The following is a 16,781-nucleotide window of genomic DNA, read 5'->3' as shown; positions in this document are numbered from 1 at the left end:
CCATCTGGGAATTTGGCAGCCGCGAAGACCGCAGGCCTATTCCGTCCCATCTGTAATCACTGCTTACATCCTCTTGTCGCGATTGTAAACAGTGATTACATAATTCGCGGCAGCATGGTATAGAGGCGGGATGCAGCTCTACGGAACGAAGGGAACGAGATGCCAAAAGCCAAGACGCCTCGCCGCGCTAGTTACCACCATGGCAATTTGCGGGACGCGCTGATCGATGCCGCCGTTCAACTTGTGGAGGAGGGTGGCCCCGACAATGTGAGCGTGCGCGAAGCTGCAAAGCGGGCCGGCGTTTCCCCTGGCGCACCCTTCCGTCATTTCAGCAATAAGACCGCATTGATGACGGCTGTCGCAGAGCAGGCGATGAGCCGATTCCGATCGGAGATTACGAATGCAGTCGAGAACGTTGCGACGGACGACCCGATCGAGCGCTTTGCCGCTGTTGGAATCGCCTATTTGCGCTGGGCAATTCGAAATCCCACCCATTTCCAGATCATCTCGACACGGAGTCTTATTGATTGGGACAGTTCGGAGTCGCTGCGTCACGATAACGAAGCGGTGCGTTCGCTGATGGAAGGGTCGATGGCAGAAGCGCAGCGACGAAACATGCTCGGGTCAAACGACATAGCAGAGACCCAGATAGCCGCGAGGGCGCTCGTCTACGGGCTCGCACGCATGTGCATTGACGGACACTTTGCGCAGTGGGCAGTGGCTGGACATTCTGCGGAGCGAACTGCGCAGAACGTATTAAAGCACTTCGTGACACTCATTGGAAACGACAGGCCCTAATGGGGATCAAGCGCCGCTGGCAATGCCCGGAAGGGCGCTACTTGCTCGTTCCCATCGAAGAGCCGATCGGCAACATTCCCTATCCATCTCGGCCATGGCGGCAGCAGCCAGCTGTTTGAGTCCGGACCCTAATGCCGCAGGATCTTGCTGAGGAAGGCGCGGCTGCGGTCGGTCTTGGGCTGCGAGAAAAACGCCTCCGGCGTGCCGCTTTCGACGATGGCGCCGGCATCCATGAACACCACGCGCTGCGCGACCTTGCGGGCAAAGCCCATCTCGTGTGTCACCACCATCATGGTCATGCCTTCCTCGGCCACCGCGACCATGACTTCGAGCACTTCCGAGATCATCTCGGGATCAAGCGCCGATGTCGGCTCGTCGAACAGCATGATCTTGGGGCGCATGCCGAGGCAGCGGGCGATCGCCACGCGCTGCTGCTGGCCGCCGGAGAGTTGCGCCGGATAGGCATCGACCTTGTCGGCAAGGCCGACCTTGGCCAGCAGCTCGCGCCCGGCCTGCTCGGCTTCAGTGCGAGGAATCTTGCGCACATGAATCGGCGCAAGCGTCACGTTCTCCAGCGCTGTCTTGTGTGGATAGAGGTTGAACGACTGGAAGACGAAACCGATCTCGGTGCGCAGCCGCGTCATGTTGGTGGCGGGGTCGCCGAGGCGCTGGCCGTCGACCACGAGATCGCCGTCCTTGATCGTCTCCAGCCCGTTGATGCAGCGGATCAAGGTGCTCTTGCCCGAGCCGCTCGGGCCGCAGACGACGACGACCTCGCGCGGCTCGACGCTGAGCGTGATATCCCGAAGCACGTTGAGCGCGCCGAACCATTTGTTGACGCCGCGAAACTCGATCATGCCGGTACCATTTTTTCTGGGGCTCGACGTCACAACTGCACCTCGCCATGTGCCGCACCCATGCGGCGTTCCAGCCGGCGGGCCAGCATGATCAGCGGGTAGCAGACCATGAAATAGCCGAGGCCGACGAGGAAGAACACCAGGAGGCCGTTCGGCACGCGCTGCACCACCAGCCAGCCGACGCGGGTCAGGTCGGTCAGCCCGATGGCCGAAACAACAGAGGAATCCTTGATAAGCAGCACATATTGCCCGACCAGCGGCGGCAGCACGATGCGCATCGCCTGCGGCAGCACCACCTGGCGCATCCGCTGCCAGCGCGACAGGCCGGATGCCAGTGCGGCCTCAACCTGGCCGGTCGGCACCGAGCGGATGCCGGCGGCGACGATCTCACAGATGAAGCAGGCCGCCAGATTGGTCAGCGCGATGATGCCGGCGGTAAAGGCGTCGAGCTCGATGCCGAATTCCGGCAGGATGAAGAAGATCAGGAAGATCTGCACCAGGAACGGCGTACCGCGGATCAGGTCGACCCAGGCGCCGATCGCCGCACTGATCAGCCGGTTGCCGCCGGTTCGCAAGATGCCGAGTCCAAAGCCGAGCAGCGTGCCCAGCACCAGGCTGATCAGCGATAGCACCACGGTCATGCCGAGGCCGCGCAGCGCGAGGGGGTAGCTTCCGACGAGGCTTTGCAGCTGCTGCCAGATCATGTGCTGCTCCTTGCCGGCTGCAAGCCGAGCCAGCGACCGGAGAGCGTCGCCAGTCCCTTGAGGCCGTAATAGAGCAGCAGGTAGAAGGCGGCGATGGTGATAAAACCTTCCGCCGGCATGAAACGGTCGGAAGCGAGCAACTGGCCGGCGCGCGTCAGTTCGGAAACCGAGATCAGCGACAGCAGCGCCGAATCCTTGACCAGCACGATCGCCTGGCCGAGCAGCGGCGGGATTGTCACCTTGAACGCTTGCGGCAGGATGACCAGGCGCATGCGCTGGACATAGGTCATCCCCGAGGCGACGCCGGCTTCCACCTGGCCGCGCGGGATCGACAGGATGCCAGCGCGGATGATCTCGGCGACATAGGCGCCACTGTTCAACGACAGCGCGAGGATGCCGACAACAAGCTCGGGCAGCACGAAGCCAAGGCGAGGCAGGCCGAAATAGAGGAAATAGAGCTGCGCCAGCAAAGGCGTGGCGCGCACCGCGTCGATATAGGCCTTGGCCGGAACGCGAAACAGCCAGCCGCGCTGCAGGTTCATGGCAGCGAGCACGATGCCGATGGCAAGCGCCCCGGCAAAGGACAGCGCCGACAGCCACACGGTCGTGACGAGGCCCTGCCCGAACAGAGGCAGATATTCGACGATGGTGCGGAAGCTGAAATTTTCGAGCATCGCTGAACGGAGTCCCCGAGACGAACGAAGCGGCGGACAAAGCGAACTCCGAGCGGTTCGCGCCGCCGGGGCGCGCGAAGCCGCTCGGATCTATCGCTGCTTAGTGGTCTTTCTTCCAGGCGTCGGAATTGACCCAGTAGTCGAGGTTCTTCTGCAGGCGACCGTCGACGCTGACCTGATCGAGGAACAGGTTCATCCAGACCAGCAGGTCCGGCTCGTCATAGCGTGTGGCGAACGCAAGCGGCTCCTTCGACAGGAGGTCCGGCATGATGGTGAAGCTGCCGGCCGGATAGGCTGTCGACTGACCCTTGACCGCCGAGACGTCGTTGACGCCGCAATCGGCCTGGCCATTGTTGACGGCGTCGAGCAGCAGCGGGCCGCCGCCCTTGTAGCTCTTGATGTCGGCGTCGGGGAAGGCGGTCTTGGCCTCCTTCTCGCCGGTGGCGCCAAGCAGCACGGCGATCTTGGTGCCTTTGGCCTTGCAGTCCTCGGTGGTCTTGAACTTGCTGTCGGCCTTGGTGAAGACGGTGCTGCCCGTATACATATAAGGTTTGGTGAAGGCGACCTTCATGCCCCGCGCCAAGGTTGGCGTCATGTCGGCGACCAGAAGATCGGCCTTGCCCGAGAGCAGCGCCGGGATCAGCCCGTCCCAGTCGAAATCGAGGAAGGTGATCTTCACGCCCATTTCCTTGGCCATCAGTTCGGCAAGTTCGACCGAACTGCCGGTGCGTTCGCCATTGGCGCCGACCAGTGAGAAGGGCGGTCCCTGCGTCTGCACCGCGACGCGCAGTTCGCCGCGCTTGGTGATGTCGTCGAGCGTTCCAGCATTTGCAGCGGCGGTGAGGCCGGCGAGCGCAAGTCCGGCGATGAAAAGCCTGGCAATCTTCATGTGGCATTCCTCCTTGTTGTCGTTTGTTATTTTCACCCTTCGGGGTGCTTTTTGAGCGGCAGCGCCGTTTGCCGGCGGCGACCACCGTCCGAAAATCTGTCTCCTCAGTCCCAGTTGACCGTTTCGGTCACCCGGATGCCGCGCTTGGCCAATTCGTCGAAGAAGCGGCCCTCCGGCACATGCAGCAGCGGGTTGAGCAGGCCGGGCGTGGCGATTTCGCCCCGCGCCAGCATCTGCGCCACGATGCTTGCGGGGTAGCCGACGCCGAGGCTCATGCCGAACAGGCCGGAGGCGAGGTCGCGTTCGATGATCAGCTCCGATGTCACCGTCTTGCGGCGGCCGCCTTCGCTGCCGGAAAAGACGTTGCGCATCACGCACAAATCCTTCTCGTCGATGCCGTACTGCAGTTGCGGGCCGAGCAGCCGGCCGAGAAATTCGCGCGGGCTGGCGCCGGTACCAGGCACCTTGTCTTCGGAGAGGAAGCCGAGCTCCTTCAGCGGCGCCCAGAACGCCGACCATCCCGGCCATCGCAGCGTGTAGCGGCCTGAGCGCTGCAGCCCCTTGGCCGCGGCCAGCATCTCGACGTAATGCAGGGCGTCGCCATTGGGGAAGGCTTCCAGCCGGCCCAGGCCCGCGACCTCGATCTCGTGGATGAAGCGATTGTCGTGCTGCCGACCGGCCGGCACCGCGACCCGCTCGCCGTCCTCGATCATCACGCTGTCGCGGTTTTGGCTGACCAGAACCATGTCGAAGTTCCAGCTCACCTTGTAGCAAAGCGGCTTGGCCATCGCCTTTGGCTCGGGGATGCCGCCGCAATAGGAATCGATCGACGTGATGCTGTCGAATTGTCGGGCGGCGCGCGCGTAAAGCACAAGGTCGATACCGGGGTCGAGCCCGCATTCGGTCATGATCGAAACGCCGGCTTTTTCCGCCGCCGGTGCGAGATCGGCGATGGCCTTGCCGTAATTGGTGGTGACCAGCGGCGTGCGCGTCGCGATCGCCGCCAGCACCGCCTCGCGCATCAGCGGCTGTGGCAACAGATCGATGACCGCATCGACATCGGCAAGCACATTGACGAGTGCCGGGCCGATCGCACCCTCGGGCACGACGAAACGCACGCGCGAAAGGTCGGTCAGGCCCTCAAGCCGGGCAGGGCCGTCAGAGGCGGTGTCGACGCAGACGACTCCTTCGACATCGTCGCTGGCGACGAGATCGGCGATAGCCGCCCGGCCTTGCAGGCCGAGGCCGCCGAGAACCGCGATCTTCATGCCGGCTCCTTGCGCACCGGCGTTTCTTCCGACCAGCAGCCTTCCGGCAGGCTGACCCATTTGTTGCAGGAAGCCATGACGACGAAAGTCTCGCTGCGCACGACTTCGCCCGGAATGCCCGCGCCGGGGATCAGCTCGCTGGTGATGCGGTAGAGGTCGGCGACATCGCCGGCCACGGTCACGTCGACGATGATGTCGAAGCGCCCGGTGACGACGGAGGCCGAGTTGACGAAAGGCAGTTCCGAGATGCGCTGCGCCAATTCGCGGGCGCGGCCGCGCCCCTGCGCATTGATGCCGACAATAGCCGAGATCAATTCGGGGCGCTCGGTCAGGTTGAGCAGCCCGACGATCTTGAGCAGGTTGCGGTCGAGCAGGTTGCGCAGCCGCGTGCGCACCGTCGGCACCGAGACCGCCATCGTTTCAGCGAGCCGATTGATGCCGGGCTGGGCATCCTGCGACAGCAATTTGACCAGTCGGCGGTCGGTCTGGTCGAGGTGTTCCCGCAATGTTCAGACTTTCATAAAAGAGAAGAATGATGGCACGTTTTCTTTCTAATATGAAAATATCATAGGGATAATGTTTTAAAACAGCAATAGCGGTTCTGGCGGTTGTCAACAAGGCCGGATACACCCGACGCCCGACCAGGCCGCATCGCCGCGCGAAGCATCGTTTCGGAGCAGGCTGGATGGATCAGCGACTACCGGTCGCCGCGAAAGATCGCCACTGCCGCAGCCGTCAGCGCGGCATTGCCGGAGGCCACCGTTCCGTCCGGCAGTTCCTTGCCGTCTTCCAGCCCGACACGCGTCGACCAGTTGCGCGCCGCGGCCCGCTCGACGAAGGGCCAGACGGTCGTGTTCTCGCCATGCAGCAGGATGCTGCGGCGAATGCCGGCGCGCTCCAGCACCGCCTCGATGCCATCGGCGACCGCAAACGCCTCGTCCAGCGTCTGCTCGGAAATCTCGATCAGGATGCGCAGCACCCGCCCGCCATGGTCGAGGCTGACGAGGCGTTCGGCGTCGGCGATCGACGCCAGCCCGGCCTCAATGCCGATGCCGCGCTGGCGCAGGCTCTCCATCACCAGCGGCGCCGCCGTCTCGCTGAGATTGACCGAGGCATAGTCCGGCAATTCGCGCCAGCCGGCGATGGCCACCAGCGTGCGCAGGTCGTCGTTCTCGATCCAGGCGCCGGTGGAGACGCCGATCAGCGTTCCCGGGCAGGCGTTGCGAAGCGCGAGCACCGTCGCGTCCATCGCCGCCGGCGCCAGGCTTTCCCGTCCGTCCGGTCCGCGCGCGTGCACATGCAACTCAGCCGCACCGGCCGCCACCGAAGCAGCACCGTCGCGCGCCATGGCGCGCGCGTCGAGCGGCAGCTGCGGATGAAAATCGGCGCCACGCGCGCCATTGATGCAGGTCTGGACGATCATCGGAAAAGCAACCCGGTTGCGGTTGCCGCCAGTCTAGCCGAGGCCGGCGAAAACCGGAATCGGGCGGCTAATCATTCCTGACAGGGGAGGCGCCGTGGCTGAATCAGTCGCGCAGGACACGCCGCTATACCGTTGTTCCATCACGGCTTTCCTGGCGCCAGGAGGGACTATGGGCGAGGAATCATCCTTGGCCATAGATGAAGGTATCGGCCGATCGCTGACGCAGGCTTAGTCCTCATCCGTCCAGATGAGCCGCAACAGCCGCAGCAGCGTCGCCCGTTCCTTGGCTGTCAGCTTGTGCAGAAACCGGTCCTCATGGCGAAGCACCTTGAGCCGCCACGCCGGCATGGCTTTTTTCGCGGCCTTGGTCAGGGCCAGCATGCGCACGCGTTTGTCCTGCGCGTGGTCGTCGCGCTCGACCAGGCCGCGCTCTTCGAGTTCGGCCAGCAGCGGTGCCATGTTGGCGCTTTTCATGCCGAGCCGGCGGCAGAGCTCGGCGGCGCTGATGCCGGACCTTTCGTCGATCAGCGCCAGCATGCCGTAGGTCACCGGGCGTAGCGCATCACTCGCCATCTCGACCGTGAAATCGTTGAGCGCCAGGGCTGAGGCGCGCCGCAGATTGTAACCGATCTGCGCGTCGAGCGCGGTCTCGGCCAAATCGGGATCGCCGGCGCGAAGCTTTGTCTCTGCCATGCTTTCATCGATCGTCGCGGATGAGGACCTTGTCAAGCGAAAAAGACTATGCGACATAGCGAATATAGTTGCTATGTTACATAGCGATGTCCGTCGACGGATTGAGGTCAACTGACCGACAGGACGCAGGGTAGGGGAGAAGCGCCATGCAGCGCCTGCCTCCCGGAAAGCAGCAGAAGGGGAGTTGCCATGAGCGAAGAAACCGTTGCATTCGACATCGAGGACGGCATCGCCTGGGTGCGCTTCAACCGCCCCGAAAAGCGCAACTGCATGAACCCGGCGCTCAACCGGCGCATGATGGAGGTTCTCGATCAGCTCGAATTCCGCGACGATGTCGGCGTGCTCGTGCTGTCCGGCAAAGGCAATGCCTGGTCGGCGGGCATGGACCTGAAGGAATATTTTCGCGAGACCGAAGCCAGGGGCCTCGGTGCCGTGCGCAAGGCGCAGGCGGAGGCGTATGGCTGGTGGCGGCGCCTGCGCTGGTACCGCGTGCCGACCATCGCCATGGTCAATGGCTGGTGTTTTGGCGGCGGCTACGGCCCGCTATTCGCTTGCGACCTCGCCTTCGCCGCCGACGAGGCGCAGTTCGCGCTTTCGGAGATCAACTGGGGCATCCTGCCCGGCGGCGGCGCCACCAAGGTGGTGGTCGACCTGCTCTCGATGCGCGATGCCATGTATCATGCGCTGACCGGCGAGCTCATCGACGGCCGGAAGGCGGCGGCCTGGAAGCTGGTCAATGAAAGCCTGCCGCTGGAAGGCCTGAAGGCGCGCGTCGCCGAGGTCGCCCGCACCTTGCTGAAGAAGAACCCCGTTGCCTTGAAGGCGACCAAGGATGCCATCCGCCGCGTTGCCGAGATGACTTACGACAATGCCGAGGACTATCTGGTGCGCGCGCAGGAGGCGGCCAATTCCTTCGACAGTCAGGGCCGCAAGGAAGGCATCCGCCAGTTCATCGACGAAAAGAGCTACAAGCCCGGCCTCGGCGCCTACGACAAGGCGAGATGAGCCGATAGACGACGCAATCTGGGAGGAGTTGCGAATGCCGGCCTGGACGACATCTGACCCCGTAGCCTTGCATGCAAGAACTCAGCCCGAGCGCCTCGCCTGCGTCGACCTGGCCTCCGGTCGGCGCTGGACCTATGCGGCGCTCGACGAGGCCATTCAACGCGCCATTTCCGTTCTCGATGGTTACGGCATCGAGCCGGGCCACCGGATCGTCACGTTTGCCCGCAACAGCGCCGATCTCCTCATCCTGCAGCAGGCTGCCATGCGGCTGGGCGCCATCTTCGTGCCGGTCAACTGGCGTCTCGCTGCGCCCGAGCGGCAGGCGATCCTGGCCGACTGCGATCCTGCCATTCTGCTCCATGATATCGAACTCGACATTGCGCTGCCGCCCGGCTGTGCTGTACTCGATGCCGAGCATTTCCAGGCCACAGTGGAGCAGCAGGCGCCGGCGCCACGCCGCGCCTTGCCGGCCGCCGACCGCCCATCGATCATCCTCTACACGTCGGGCACGTCGGGCCGGCCGAAAGGCGTCATCCTCACCGAGGCCAATGCCTTCGCCACCGCGGTCAATTTCGGCGTGCTCGGCCGCGTCGGCCATGCCAGCGTCTTCCTATGCGACGCGCCGATGTTCCATGTCATCGGCCTCATCACCTGCCTGCGTCCTACGCTGCTGCAGGGCGGCACGGTGCTGATTGCGCCGGGCTTCGATCCCGGCCTCACCAACCGGCGCCTTGCCGATCCCGCGCTCGGCGTCACCCACTATTTCTGCGTGCCGCAAATGGCAAAGATGCTGCGCGATGGCGCCGATTTCGAGCCGGCGCGCTGGACATCGCTGACCGCGATCTTCACCGGCGGCGCGCCGAACCCCGCCGCCGAGATCGGCTGGTGGCTGGCGCAGGGCATCCGCATGGCAGACGGCTACGGCATGACCGAGGCCGGCACCGTGCTCTGCATGCCTCCGGAGGTGGACCAGATCGCCCGCAAGGCTGGCTCGTCCGGCCTGACGGGGCAGTCGGTCTCGCTGCGTGTCGTCGACGATGGCGGGCGCGACGTTGCCGTGGGCGAGGCTGGCGAGATCTGGCTCAGCGGCCCCAGCATCACGCCGGGCTACTGGAACCGGCCGCAGGAGACGGCGCAGGCCTTCACCGCAGACGGCTGGCTGCGCACCGGCGACATCGCGCGCCGCGACGAAGACGGCTTCGTCACCCTGGTCGACCGCCGCAAGGACATGTTCATCTCGGGCGGCGAGAACGTCTACCCGGCCGAAGTCGAGATCGTGCTGCTCGACCATCCCGACATCGCCGAAGCGGCCGTCATCGGCATCGCCGACGAACGCTGGGGCGAGGTCGGGCGCGCCTTCGTCGTGGCAAAGCCTGGCTGCGTTCCCGACCCGGCCGCGCTGGCCGACCACTGCGCAGCCCGCATCGCCCGCTACAAGGTGCCGAAGGAATATCTGCTCACCGAAACCCTGCCGCGCACCGCGTCCGGCAAGATCCAGAAGCACATCCTGCGCGAGTGGAAGCGCTGACCGCGATCCCCTGGAGCGGTTCATCATTTCACGGAAACGCGGAACCGCTCTATCTCTTTGTTTTGACGCAATTCCGAACGGAAAACCGTTTCACACTTTTCCTGAAATTGCTCTAGTTGCAAATCGGTGGCTGCGGGGAGACGTCTTCCCTGTCCCACAAGCAGGAGGCGGGAAGCGGCCAGGCGCGCTGCCTGTCTTGCCAAAGGCCGTAAGAGCCTGAACCAGCGCCGGCAAGCAAACTGGCAGATGAGCAGCCGACCAGGCGCTGGTGCGCACCCGATGGGTTGCTTTCCCGCCATGAAACTTCATCATTTGCTATAGCGGCGAACCATTGCGCCTCACTCAACGTCAAACCAAAAAGGACGCGACCAGAGTAGTCGGTGGGCTCGTCGACGGTCGTGTCAAACACCGCCCAGGTGTCAGGCGGCTCCTGCACTGCGACGAACCTCATCTGAGCCTCCATTGTGCGAAGAGGCCAATATAGCAGTCGGCGCCTTGCGGCCGTGTGAATGAGCCCACATAGGGAAGCTGCACCTTCGCGCTTATTCGGCTTGAAATCGGGCAATTTTTTATGCCCTGGATACCCCAGGCGTCGCTCTCGTTGTCACTCGATCAGCAGCAAGCCGCGCTTCTTGTCGCCATCGCTGTCGATAGTGTCCATGGCCGAGAACAGGCGTTCACGCTCGACCAGCCAGGGCTTGTAGCGCTCGTTGACATCGAGGACGAAAACCATGTCCTCGGCCTCCAGATAGCCACCGATCGGGGAAAAATGGCCGCTGCCGGCGCCGAAGATCTTCTCGCGGGTGAAGTTGATGATGTAGCGGCGGCCGGGGTCGTTGGCCCGCTTCATGTGCTCGCGGAATTCGTCGGCGCTCAGGTCCCGCAGCACGGAGACTTTCCGGCTGGTCTTCGTTCGGGCGACCTCGGCAACCTCGTCCAGCGTGAGCCCGATGATGCAAAAGCCTGTCCAGCACTTTCCCGTGCCCTCGAGGACTTCGGCCTCGCTTGTCTCCTCCTCGCCGATGGAGCGGAATGTGTTTGCGACGCTGGCCGGACCGCACCGCGAGCCGTTCGATTGCCAGTCAAGGCCGGCGTTGAACGTGGCCGCCACCGGCAACTTCCAGGCGCTGTCGATCAGCGCAGGGGTACGGATAACCGACGACTGGATTGCGTCCGGCGAAACCGCGGTCTGACCGACAAGCAACAGTGCGCTGCCGCCGAGCAGGCCAAGGCCGGCAATTGCAATCAAACCAAAGGCGAGACTGCGCTTCATTGCCGAACCTCGAAACAGGGCTATGCAGAAGATGTCACAGCGTAGCGAAATCGGAGACATCCGTCGATATTTGCAGCGTCGTCCTTGGGCGTACCATATAGCGGCAACAGCGCGGGGCGCGCGCCACGGCGGCGGCCCCCGTTCCCGGACAGCCAGTGAAAGGATCCGAAATGAGTGAACTCAAGGTGAGGACCCGCGTCACCGGCGCACTGGCCGTCCTGCCGCAAGGCGGCCTGCCGGTCGTCACCACGCCGACCGGCGGCATGGTCGATGTCGTGACCGCGGTCAGCGCGCCGGGCTTCAATCCGCTCGACCTGCTCTACGCCTCTTTGGCTACCTGCATGGTGCTGAGCGCTCGCATCGCCGCCACGCGGCTCGGCGTCGCCGCCAGCCTTGGCGAGGTGCGCGCCGATGTGTCAGGCGAAAAGGCGGAGGGCGACCCTTCCCGCGTCGGCCGGATTTCGATCACGCTCGACATTTCGGGCGACCTCGATGAAGCGACGAGGCAGCGGATTGTCGAGGACGCCGAGACGATCTGCACGGTGAGCAACACGCTGCGCACGCCGCCGGAACTGCATGCCACGCTTGGCGGGAGCTTCTGAAGGCTCGGTTCCTCAAAGGGCCGCCACCAACCCAAGGACAAATCCCATGGCCATGATCCGGCCGATCGCCTACGCCACGGCATCTGAAGAAATCCGCGCCGCGCATGACGAGGAGCTTCGCCTGCGCGGCCGCATGACCAACATGAAGCGCATCCAACTGCACTCGCCGGCCGCCCACCGTATCTATGCCGAATGGTTCACCTTGCGCGACCTGCTCAGACCCACGCTCGGCGATCGCGCGATCTGGCTGCTGTCGCTGGCGATTTCCGAGGCCTCCCGGGCCGAGATCCCCGTCACCTTCTTCCGCCGCGCGCTGATCGACTCAGGGCTCGACCCAGAGGGCATCGAACCCACGACCGACGAAGCACTGCTGATCGACTTCGGCACGGCGATCGCCACCGAAGCCAACACGGTTTCCGATGCTATCTGGGCCGGGCTGAAGGCACGCTACGATGAGCCGACGCTGGTCAATCTCGTCGCCTTCGCCGGCATCATGGTGGCGACCTGCGTGTTCACCAACGCAGTACGGGTCGATCTCGATCCGGAGCTGGAGGGGTATCGCAAGCGGTGAAGGTTGGCGAGGGCGAAGGAGAGCCAATCTCCCCCGCAAGCGGGGAGATTGGCAGCGTCACCACCGTCACTTCCGCAGGAAACGGGTGGCTGGCACCCGCCGTCCGCCCCATCTTCGCGGCAGGCAGACGATCGTGAGCGAAACCCATGACCATCCATTCGATAAGCGCGAAACGCGCGACACGTTCGGCGGAGGCGCGCGTCCGCGATCAGGATTGGTACGAACTGGCCAGCGAGCTGAACAACCATGGCTGCGCCGTCATGGAAAAGCTGCTCTCGCCCGAGGAATGCGCCGAGATCGCGGCGCTCTATCCGCAGGAAGGGCACTTCCGCAGTCATGTGCACATGGCACGCCACGGCTTCGGCAAGGGTGAGTACCGCTATTTCAGTTACCCTTTACCTGACCTGATCGGCGCCTTGCGCACCGCGCTCTATCCGCGCCTGGCCGAGGTCGCCAACGATTGGAACGAGCGCTTGGGGCTGGCCCAGCGCTATCCCGCAGACCACGCAGCCTTCCTGAAGCAATGCCACGACAACGGTCAGACGCGGCCGACGCCGCTTTTGCTGCAATATGTCCCCGGCGACTTCAACTGCCTGCACCAGGACCTCTATGGCGATCTCGCCTTTCCGCTGCAGGTGGCGATCCTGCTATCGGAGCCGGGCAGGGATTTCACCGGTGGCGAGTTCGTGCTGACCGCGCAGCGCCCACGCATGCAGAGCCGCGCCGAAGTGGTGCCGCTTACCCAAGGCGATGCGGTGATCTTCACCGTCCACAACCGCCCGGTGCAAGGCACCAAGGGCCATTATCGCGTCAATCTCAGGCACGGCGTCAGCCGCCTGCGTTCGGGGATGCGGCACACGATGGGGATTATCTTCCACGACGCGAAGTAGGGCAGTAGGGCAGTAGGGCAGTAGGGCAGTAGGGCAGTAGGGCAGTAGGGATCGCCCCTTCCTTGTTCCCCTACTGCCGTACTGCCCTATTCCCTTACTCCCCTCATTCGCGTATGGCCCCGGGCAAATCCCTCAACCTCGCATCGGCCTCCCGGAACACCCCATGATTCGTCTCGAAAGCATCGGCAAGCAGAACGGCCGGCAGATCGTCTTCATCGAGGCTTCGGCCGCGCTGCAGAAGGGCGAGAAGGTTGGCCTTGTCGGCCCCAACGGCGCCGGCAAGACGACTTTGTTCCGCATGATCAATGGCGAGGAACAGCCCGACGAGGGCCAGGTGCAAGTCGATCGCGGCGTCACTATTGGTTACTTCAGCCAGGATGTTGGCGACATGGCAGGCCACAGCGCGGTGGCCGAAGTGATGAACGGCGCCGGGCCGGTCAGCGACGTGGCGGCCGAAATGGCGGAACTCGAGGCGGCCATGGCCGATCCCGACCAGGCCGACCGGATGGATGAGATCATAGAAAAATATGGCGAGGCGCAGCACCGTTTCGAGGAACTCGACGGCTATGCGCTGGACGGCCGCGCGCGCGAGGTGTTGGATGGCCTCGGCTTTTCCCAGGAGATGATGGACGGCGACGTCGGCAAGCTGTCGGGCGGCTGGAAGATGCGCGTGGCGCTGGCCCGCATCCTTCTGATGCGCCCCGATGTCATGCTGCTCGACGAGCCGAGCAACCATCTCGACCTTGAAAGCCTGATCTGGCTGGAGCAGTTCCTCAAGGGTTATGACGGCGCGCTGCTGATGACCTCGCACGACCGCGAGTTTATGAACCGCATCGTCAACAAGGTGGTGGAGATCGACGCCGGCTCGCTCACCGCCTATTCCGGCAACTACGAATTCTACCAGCAGCAGCGCGCGATCGCCGACAAGCAGCAACAGGCGCAGTTCGAACGCCAGCAGGCGATGCTGGCCAAGGAGATCGCTTTCATCGAACGCTTCAAGGCGCGCGCTTCGCATGCCGCGCAGGTGCAGAGCCGGGTGAAGAAGCTGGACAAGATCGACCGCGTCGAGCCGCCCAAGCGCCGCCAGATCGTCAATTTCGAATTCCAGCCGGCACCGCGCTGCGGCGAGGACGTGGTGACGTTGAAGAACGTGCACAAAGGCTACGGCAGCCGCACCATCTATGAGGGGCTGGACTTCCAGGTCCGCCGCCGCGAGCGCTGGTGCATCATGGGCGTCAACGGCGCCGGCAAGTCGACGCTGTTGAAGCTGGTCGCCGGCGCGTCCGATCCGGATGCGGGCACGGTGGCACGTGGGCCGAGCGTCAAGATGGGATATTTCGCCCAGCACGCCATGGAAGTGCTGGAGGGCGAGCGCACCGTCTTCCAGACGCTGGAGGACGCGTTCCCGCAAGCCGGCCAGGCGCCGCTGCGCGCGCTTGCCGGCTGCTTCGGCTTTTCCGGCGACGAGATCGAGAAGAAATGCCGCGTGCTTTCGGGCGGCGAAAAGGCCCGGCTGGTGATGGCGCTGATGCTGTTCGATCCGCCCAATCTGCTGGTGCTGGACGAGCCGACCAACCACCTCGACATCGCCACCAAGGAGATGCTGATCACCGCGCTGTCGCAGTATGAAGGCACGATGCTGTTCGTCTCGCACGACCGCCACTTCCTGGCGGCGCTTTCCAACCGCGTGCTCGAACTGACACCCAAAGGCATCCACACCTATGGCGGCGGCTATACGGAATATGTCGAGCGCACCGGGCAGGAAGCGCCGGGGCTGAGGAGCTAGGGGGAGGGCTATTGCCCCAACCAGCCTCTCAGGGAAAGCACAGCGGTCAGGGACGCGCATGAGCGCGCCCTTTCATGCGCTCGGGTTTCAGCGCGAGGCCGACGACCATTTCCACCAGATGATCTCGCAGTGAGCGCTGCCCGTCCACGGTGTAGAGTGTGCTGCCAAAAATGCGCGAGAAGGTGGCCCGGTTGGAGACGTTGAAGAAGCTCGACGCGCTGATGTGCCAATGCAGTTCGAGGGGCGACACGTCTTCCCGGAAAAGACCATCCGCGCGCCCGCGCTGGCAAATCGCCTCGAGCTTTTGAATAGCCCCTGCATTCAACAGTCCGATCAGCTTAGACTGTTCGAGATACAGGCCATGATGGATGTTTTCGATCATCACGATCCTGATGAAATCCGGATGGCGGCTGTGATGATCGAATGTGAACTCGGCGAGCCGCTTGAGTGCCTCGACCGGCGGCAGGTGATCAAGCTCCAACGCCTCCTCGCCGGTTCGAACCTGCCGGTAGGCTTCCTCGAGGACCCGGCCGTAGAGCCGTTCCTTGTCGCCGAAATAGTAGTAAATCATCCGCTTTGACGTGTGCGTCTTAGCTGCGATCTCGTCGATGCGCGCACCGGACAGACCATTTGCGGCAAACTCGGTCATCGCCACCGCCAGTATGTTCTTTTGAACGCCGGCGGGATCCTGCTTCCACCCGCTGCGGCCGCCTGCCGCCGCCTTCTCGTTCAGCATCATGTCGTCATTCATGTCCGCTTCTCGCAACCGTGGATCGGCACATAGCATAGCCTAGCAAATTAACCGAATGGTACAAAGCTGTTGACGCAATTAACTAACTGGTACAAAGTGTGCCCAGTTCGATTGGGAGGATCGTTTGGCCCTATTGGCCACCACTGTCGAGAACCGGGAAACATCTCCCGGCTCGCGCCGCGTATTGGTCGGCTTGCTCGGGCGTGGAATTCAGCTTTCCAGGACGCCCGCGATGCACGAGGCGGAAGGCCGCGCCCAGGGGCTCTCCTGCGTTTATACGCTGCTCGATACAGAAACGATGGGCGAGACTGCGCCTCCTTTGGCCGATCTCATCACCTTTGCCGAGCACTTCGGCTTCACTGGCTTCAACGTCACGTTCCCCTACAAACAGGAAATCATCCCGCTGCTCGACGAACTTTCCGAGGCGGCCGAGATGCTTGGCTCGGTCAACACCGTGGTGTTCCGGGGCGGCCGACGCATCGGCCACAACACCGACAAGTGGGGATTCAAGGAGAGTTTCCGCCACGGGCTGGCCGGACAGAAGCTTCGCGAGGTACTGCTGCTGGGAGCCGGCGGCGCCGGCGCAGCGGTGGCCCAGGCTTTGTTGGAAAGCGGCGTCGAGACGCTGCTTGTAACCGACGTGCAGACTGATCGGGCCGAAGCGCTGGCGTCCCGGCTTAGGTCGGCCGGCGGCACCCAAAAGGTGGAGGTGGTAACCGACCTCGCTGCGGCCTCGGGTCGCGCAGACGGCATCGTCAACGCGACACCGGTCGGCATGGCAAAGTTGCCCGGCATGCCGATCGCCGCAGAACTATTGCGACCGGAGTGCTGGGTGGCCGACATCGTCTACCTGCCGCTCGAAACGGAACTGCTCAGGACGGCACGGCAACAGGGCTGCCGCACGCTCAGTGGCGAGGGCATGGCCGTGTTCCAGGCGGTGCGGGCTTTTGAGCTTTTCACCGGGCTTGCGCCCGATGTTGAACGGATGAAGGCGGCGTTTGCCGCCTTTGGGAGGGGCCGTGGGCCAGCCGCCACAGATTTGGACAATAGCCAATAGGGAGGAAAGAAC

Annotated in this window: 19 protein-coding genes; 8 read left to right on the top strand and 11 right to left on the bottom strand. The window is 63.7% G+C overall.

Annotated features, from left to right (window positions below; genetic code table 11):
- Window positions 1–159 precede the first annotated feature (159 nt).
- Entirely contained in the window at window positions 160–798 is a 639-nt protein-coding gene (locus tag AC1RUK_RS16845; RefSeq protein WP_481834715.1) for a TetR/AcrR family transcriptional regulator, read from the top strand.
- A gap of 128 nt (window positions 799–926) precedes the next feature.
- On the opposite strand, the gene AC1RUK_RS16840 is transcribed toward AC1RUK_RS16845, so the two are convergent.
- From AC1RUK_RS16840 to AC1RUK_RS16805, 8 genes are all read right to left on the bottom strand, one after another.
- Window positions 927–1,655 carry an amino acid ABC transporter ATP-binding protein gene (locus tag AC1RUK_RS16840; RefSeq protein WP_481834716.1) on the bottom strand — a complete coding sequence of 243 codons (729 nt, stop codon included), beginning with the start codon at window positions 1,653–1,655 and terminating at the stop codon, window positions 927–929.
- Between the two features lie 29 nt (window positions 1,656–1,684).
- A complete protein-coding gene (locus tag AC1RUK_RS16835; RefSeq protein ID WP_481834717.1) occupies window positions 1,685–2,359 on the bottom strand; it encodes an amino acid ABC transporter permease in 675 nt (224 codons plus the stop codon).
- Window positions 2,356–3,033 (bottom strand): amino acid ABC transporter permease, encoded by a 678-nt coding sequence (locus AC1RUK_RS16830; RefSeq protein WP_436174047.1) that lies wholly within the window; start codon window positions 3,031–3,033, stop codon window positions 2,356–2,358. The genes AC1RUK_RS16835 and AC1RUK_RS16830 overlap by 4 nt, the downstream gene beginning before the upstream one ends.
- A 100-nt stretch (window positions 3,034–3,133) precedes the next feature.
- Window positions 3,134–3,922 (bottom strand): ABC transporter substrate-binding protein, encoded by a 789-nt coding sequence (locus AC1RUK_RS16825; protein ID WP_481834718.1) that lies wholly within the window; start codon window positions 3,920–3,922, stop codon window positions 3,134–3,136.
- 104 nt (window positions 3,923–4,026) lie between these two features.
- Entirely contained in the window at window positions 4,027–5,190 is a 1,164-nt protein-coding gene (locus AC1RUK_RS16820) for a saccharopine dehydrogenase family protein (RefSeq protein WP_481834719.1), read from the bottom strand.
- Window positions 5,187–5,696: an Lrp/AsnC family transcriptional regulator gene (locus AC1RUK_RS16815; protein WP_481834720.1), complete on the bottom strand. Its 510-nt coding sequence runs from the start codon at window positions 5,694–5,696 to the stop codon at window positions 5,187–5,189. The genes AC1RUK_RS16820 and AC1RUK_RS16815 overlap by 4 nt, the downstream gene beginning before the upstream one ends.
- Window positions 5,697–5,887: 191 nt before the next feature.
- Window positions 5,888–6,613 (bottom strand): 3-keto-5-aminohexanoate cleavage protein, encoded by a 726-nt coding sequence (locus AC1RUK_RS16810; protein WP_481834721.1) that lies wholly within the window; start codon window positions 6,611–6,613, stop codon window positions 5,888–5,890.
- A gap of 228 nt (window positions 6,614–6,841) precedes the next feature.
- Window positions 6,842–7,270: a MarR family winged helix-turn-helix transcriptional regulator gene (locus AC1RUK_RS16805; protein ID WP_481840063.1), complete on the bottom strand. Its 429-nt coding sequence runs from the start codon at window positions 7,268–7,270 to the stop codon at window positions 6,842–6,844.
- A gap of 225 nt (window positions 7,271–7,495) precedes the next feature.
- Here AC1RUK_RS16805 and AC1RUK_RS16800 point away from each other — a divergent pair, with 225 nt between their 5' ends.
- Both AC1RUK_RS16800 and AC1RUK_RS16795 read left to right on the top strand, forming a co-directional pair.
- Entirely contained in the window at window positions 7,496–8,311 is an 816-nt protein-coding gene (locus AC1RUK_RS16800; protein WP_481834723.1) for a p-hydroxycinnamoyl CoA hydratase/lyase, read from the top strand.
- 34 nt (window positions 8,312–8,345) lie between these two features.
- On the top strand, window positions 8,346–9,839 hold the full coding sequence (locus tag AC1RUK_RS16795) for an AMP-binding protein (RefSeq protein ID WP_481834724.1): 1,494 nt from the start codon (window positions 8,346–8,348) through the stop codon (window positions 9,837–9,839).
- A gap of 112 nt (window positions 9,840–9,951) precedes the next feature.
- Here the strand turns inward: AC1RUK_RS16795 and AC1RUK_RS16790 are convergent, their stop codons facing one another.
- Window positions 9,952–10,290, bottom strand: coding sequence for a hypothetical protein (locus AC1RUK_RS16790; protein WP_481834725.1), 339 nt, complete (start codon window positions 10,288–10,290; stop codon window positions 9,952–9,954).
- 153 nt (window positions 10,291–10,443) lie between these two features.
- Window positions 10,444–11,112: a phytochelatin synthase family protein gene (locus AC1RUK_RS16785; RefSeq protein ID WP_481834726.1), complete on the bottom strand. Its 669-nt coding sequence runs from the start codon at window positions 11,110–11,112 to the stop codon at window positions 10,444–10,446.
- A 170-nt stretch (window positions 11,113–11,282) separates the two neighbouring features.
- Here AC1RUK_RS16785 and AC1RUK_RS16780 point away from each other — a divergent pair, with 170 nt between their 5' ends.
- The 4 genes from AC1RUK_RS16780 (at window position 11,283) to AC1RUK_RS16765 (ending at window position 14,961) form a co-directional block, all read left to right on the top strand.
- Window positions 11,283–11,714, top strand: coding sequence for an OsmC family protein (locus AC1RUK_RS16780; protein WP_481834727.1), 432 nt, complete (start codon window positions 11,283–11,285; stop codon window positions 11,712–11,714).
- Window positions 11,715–11,760: 46 nt separating this feature from the next.
- Window positions 11,761–12,285 (top strand): carboxymuconolactone decarboxylase family protein, encoded by a 525-nt coding sequence (locus tag AC1RUK_RS16775; protein WP_481834728.1) that lies wholly within the window; start codon window positions 11,761–11,763, stop codon window positions 12,283–12,285.
- 146 nt (window positions 12,286–12,431) lie between these two features.
- Window positions 12,432–13,175 (top strand): 2OG-Fe(II) oxygenase, encoded by a 744-nt coding sequence (locus AC1RUK_RS16770; protein WP_481834729.1) that lies wholly within the window; start codon window positions 12,432–12,434, stop codon window positions 13,173–13,175.
- Between the two features lie 163 nt (window positions 13,176–13,338).
- Entirely contained in the window at window positions 13,339–14,961 is a 1,623-nt protein-coding gene (locus AC1RUK_RS16765) for an ABC-F family ATP-binding cassette domain-containing protein (RefSeq protein WP_481834730.1), read from the top strand.
- Window positions 14,962–15,007: 46 nt separating this feature from the next.
- On the opposite strand, the gene AC1RUK_RS16760 is transcribed toward AC1RUK_RS16765, so the two are convergent.
- Window positions 15,008–15,712 carry a TetR/AcrR family transcriptional regulator gene (locus AC1RUK_RS16760; RefSeq protein WP_436174062.1) on the bottom strand — a complete coding sequence of 235 codons (705 nt, stop codon included), beginning with the start codon at window positions 15,710–15,712 and terminating at the stop codon, window positions 15,008–15,010.
- A 133-nt stretch (window positions 15,713–15,845) separates the two neighbouring features.
- Between AC1RUK_RS16760 and AC1RUK_RS16755 the strand changes: the two genes are divergently transcribed.
- On the top strand, window positions 15,846–16,769 hold the full coding sequence (locus AC1RUK_RS16755) for a shikimate dehydrogenase (RefSeq protein WP_481834731.1): 924 nt from the start codon (window positions 15,846–15,848) through the stop codon (window positions 16,767–16,769).
- Window positions 16,770–16,781: the final 12 nt, after the last annotated feature.

It is taken from the genome of Mesorhizobium monacense (genome assembly GCF_056781675.1).
Note: the sequence above shows the minus strand (reverse complement) of the source record. Positions and strands in the feature narration are given on the sequence as shown.

Bases quoted from the DNA above. Each gene is read 5' to 3' on its own strand.
- AC1RUK_RS16845 (WP_481834715.1), top strand. From the start codon at position 160: ATGCCAAAAGCCAAGACGCCTCGCCGCGCTAGTTACCACCATGGCAAT.
- AC1RUK_RS16840 (WP_481834716.1), bottom strand. From the start codon at position 1,655: ATGATCGAGTTTCGCGGCGTCAACAAATGGTTCGGCGCGCTCAACGTG.
- AC1RUK_RS16835 (WP_481834717.1), bottom strand. From the start codon at position 2,359: ATGATCTGGCAGCAGCTGCAAAGCCTCGTCGGAAGCTACCCCCTCGCG.
- AC1RUK_RS16830 (WP_436174047.1), bottom strand. From the start codon at position 3,033: ATGCTCGAAAATTTCAGCTTCCGCACCATCGTCGAATATCTGCCTCTG.
- AC1RUK_RS16825 (WP_481834718.1), bottom strand. From the start codon at position 3,922: ATGAAGATTGCCAGGCTTTTCATCGCCGGACTTGCGCTCGCCGGCCTC.
- AC1RUK_RS16820 (WP_481834719.1), bottom strand. From the start codon at position 5,190: ATGAAGATCGCGGTTCTCGGCGGCCTCGGCCTGCAAGGCCGGGCGGCT.
- AC1RUK_RS16810 (WP_481834721.1), bottom strand. From the start codon at position 6,613: ATGATCGTCCAGACCTGCATCAATGGCGCGCGTGGCGCCGATTTTCAT.
- AC1RUK_RS16800 (WP_481834723.1), top strand. From the start codon at position 7,496: ATGAGCGAAGAAACCGTTGCATTCGACATCGAGGACGGCATCGCCTGG.
- AC1RUK_RS16795 (WP_481834724.1), top strand. From the start codon at position 8,346: ATGCCGGCCTGGACGACATCTGACCCCGTAGCCTTGCATGCAAGAACT.
- AC1RUK_RS16790 (WP_481834725.1), bottom strand. From the start codon at position 10,290: ATGAGGTTCGTCGCAGTGCAGGAGCCGCCTGACACCTGGGCGGTGTTT.
- AC1RUK_RS16785 (WP_481834726.1), bottom strand. From the start codon at position 11,112: ATGAAGCGCAGTCTCGCCTTTGGTTTGATTGCAATTGCCGGCCTTGGC.
- AC1RUK_RS16780 (WP_481834727.1), top strand. From the start codon at position 11,283: ATGAGTGAACTCAAGGTGAGGACCCGCGTCACCGGCGCACTGGCCGTC.
- AC1RUK_RS16775 (WP_481834728.1), top strand. From the start codon at position 11,761: ATGGCCATGATCCGGCCGATCGCCTACGCCACGGCATCTGAAGAAATC.
- AC1RUK_RS16770 (WP_481834729.1), top strand. From the start codon at position 12,432: ATGACCATCCATTCGATAAGCGCGAAACGCGCGACACGTTCGGCGGAG.
- AC1RUK_RS16765 (WP_481834730.1), top strand. From the start codon at position 13,339: ATGATTCGTCTCGAAAGCATCGGCAAGCAGAACGGCCGGCAGATCGTC.
- AC1RUK_RS16760 (WP_436174062.1), bottom strand. From the start codon at position 15,712: ATGAATGACGACATGATGCTGAACGAGAAGGCGGCGGCAGGCGGCCGC.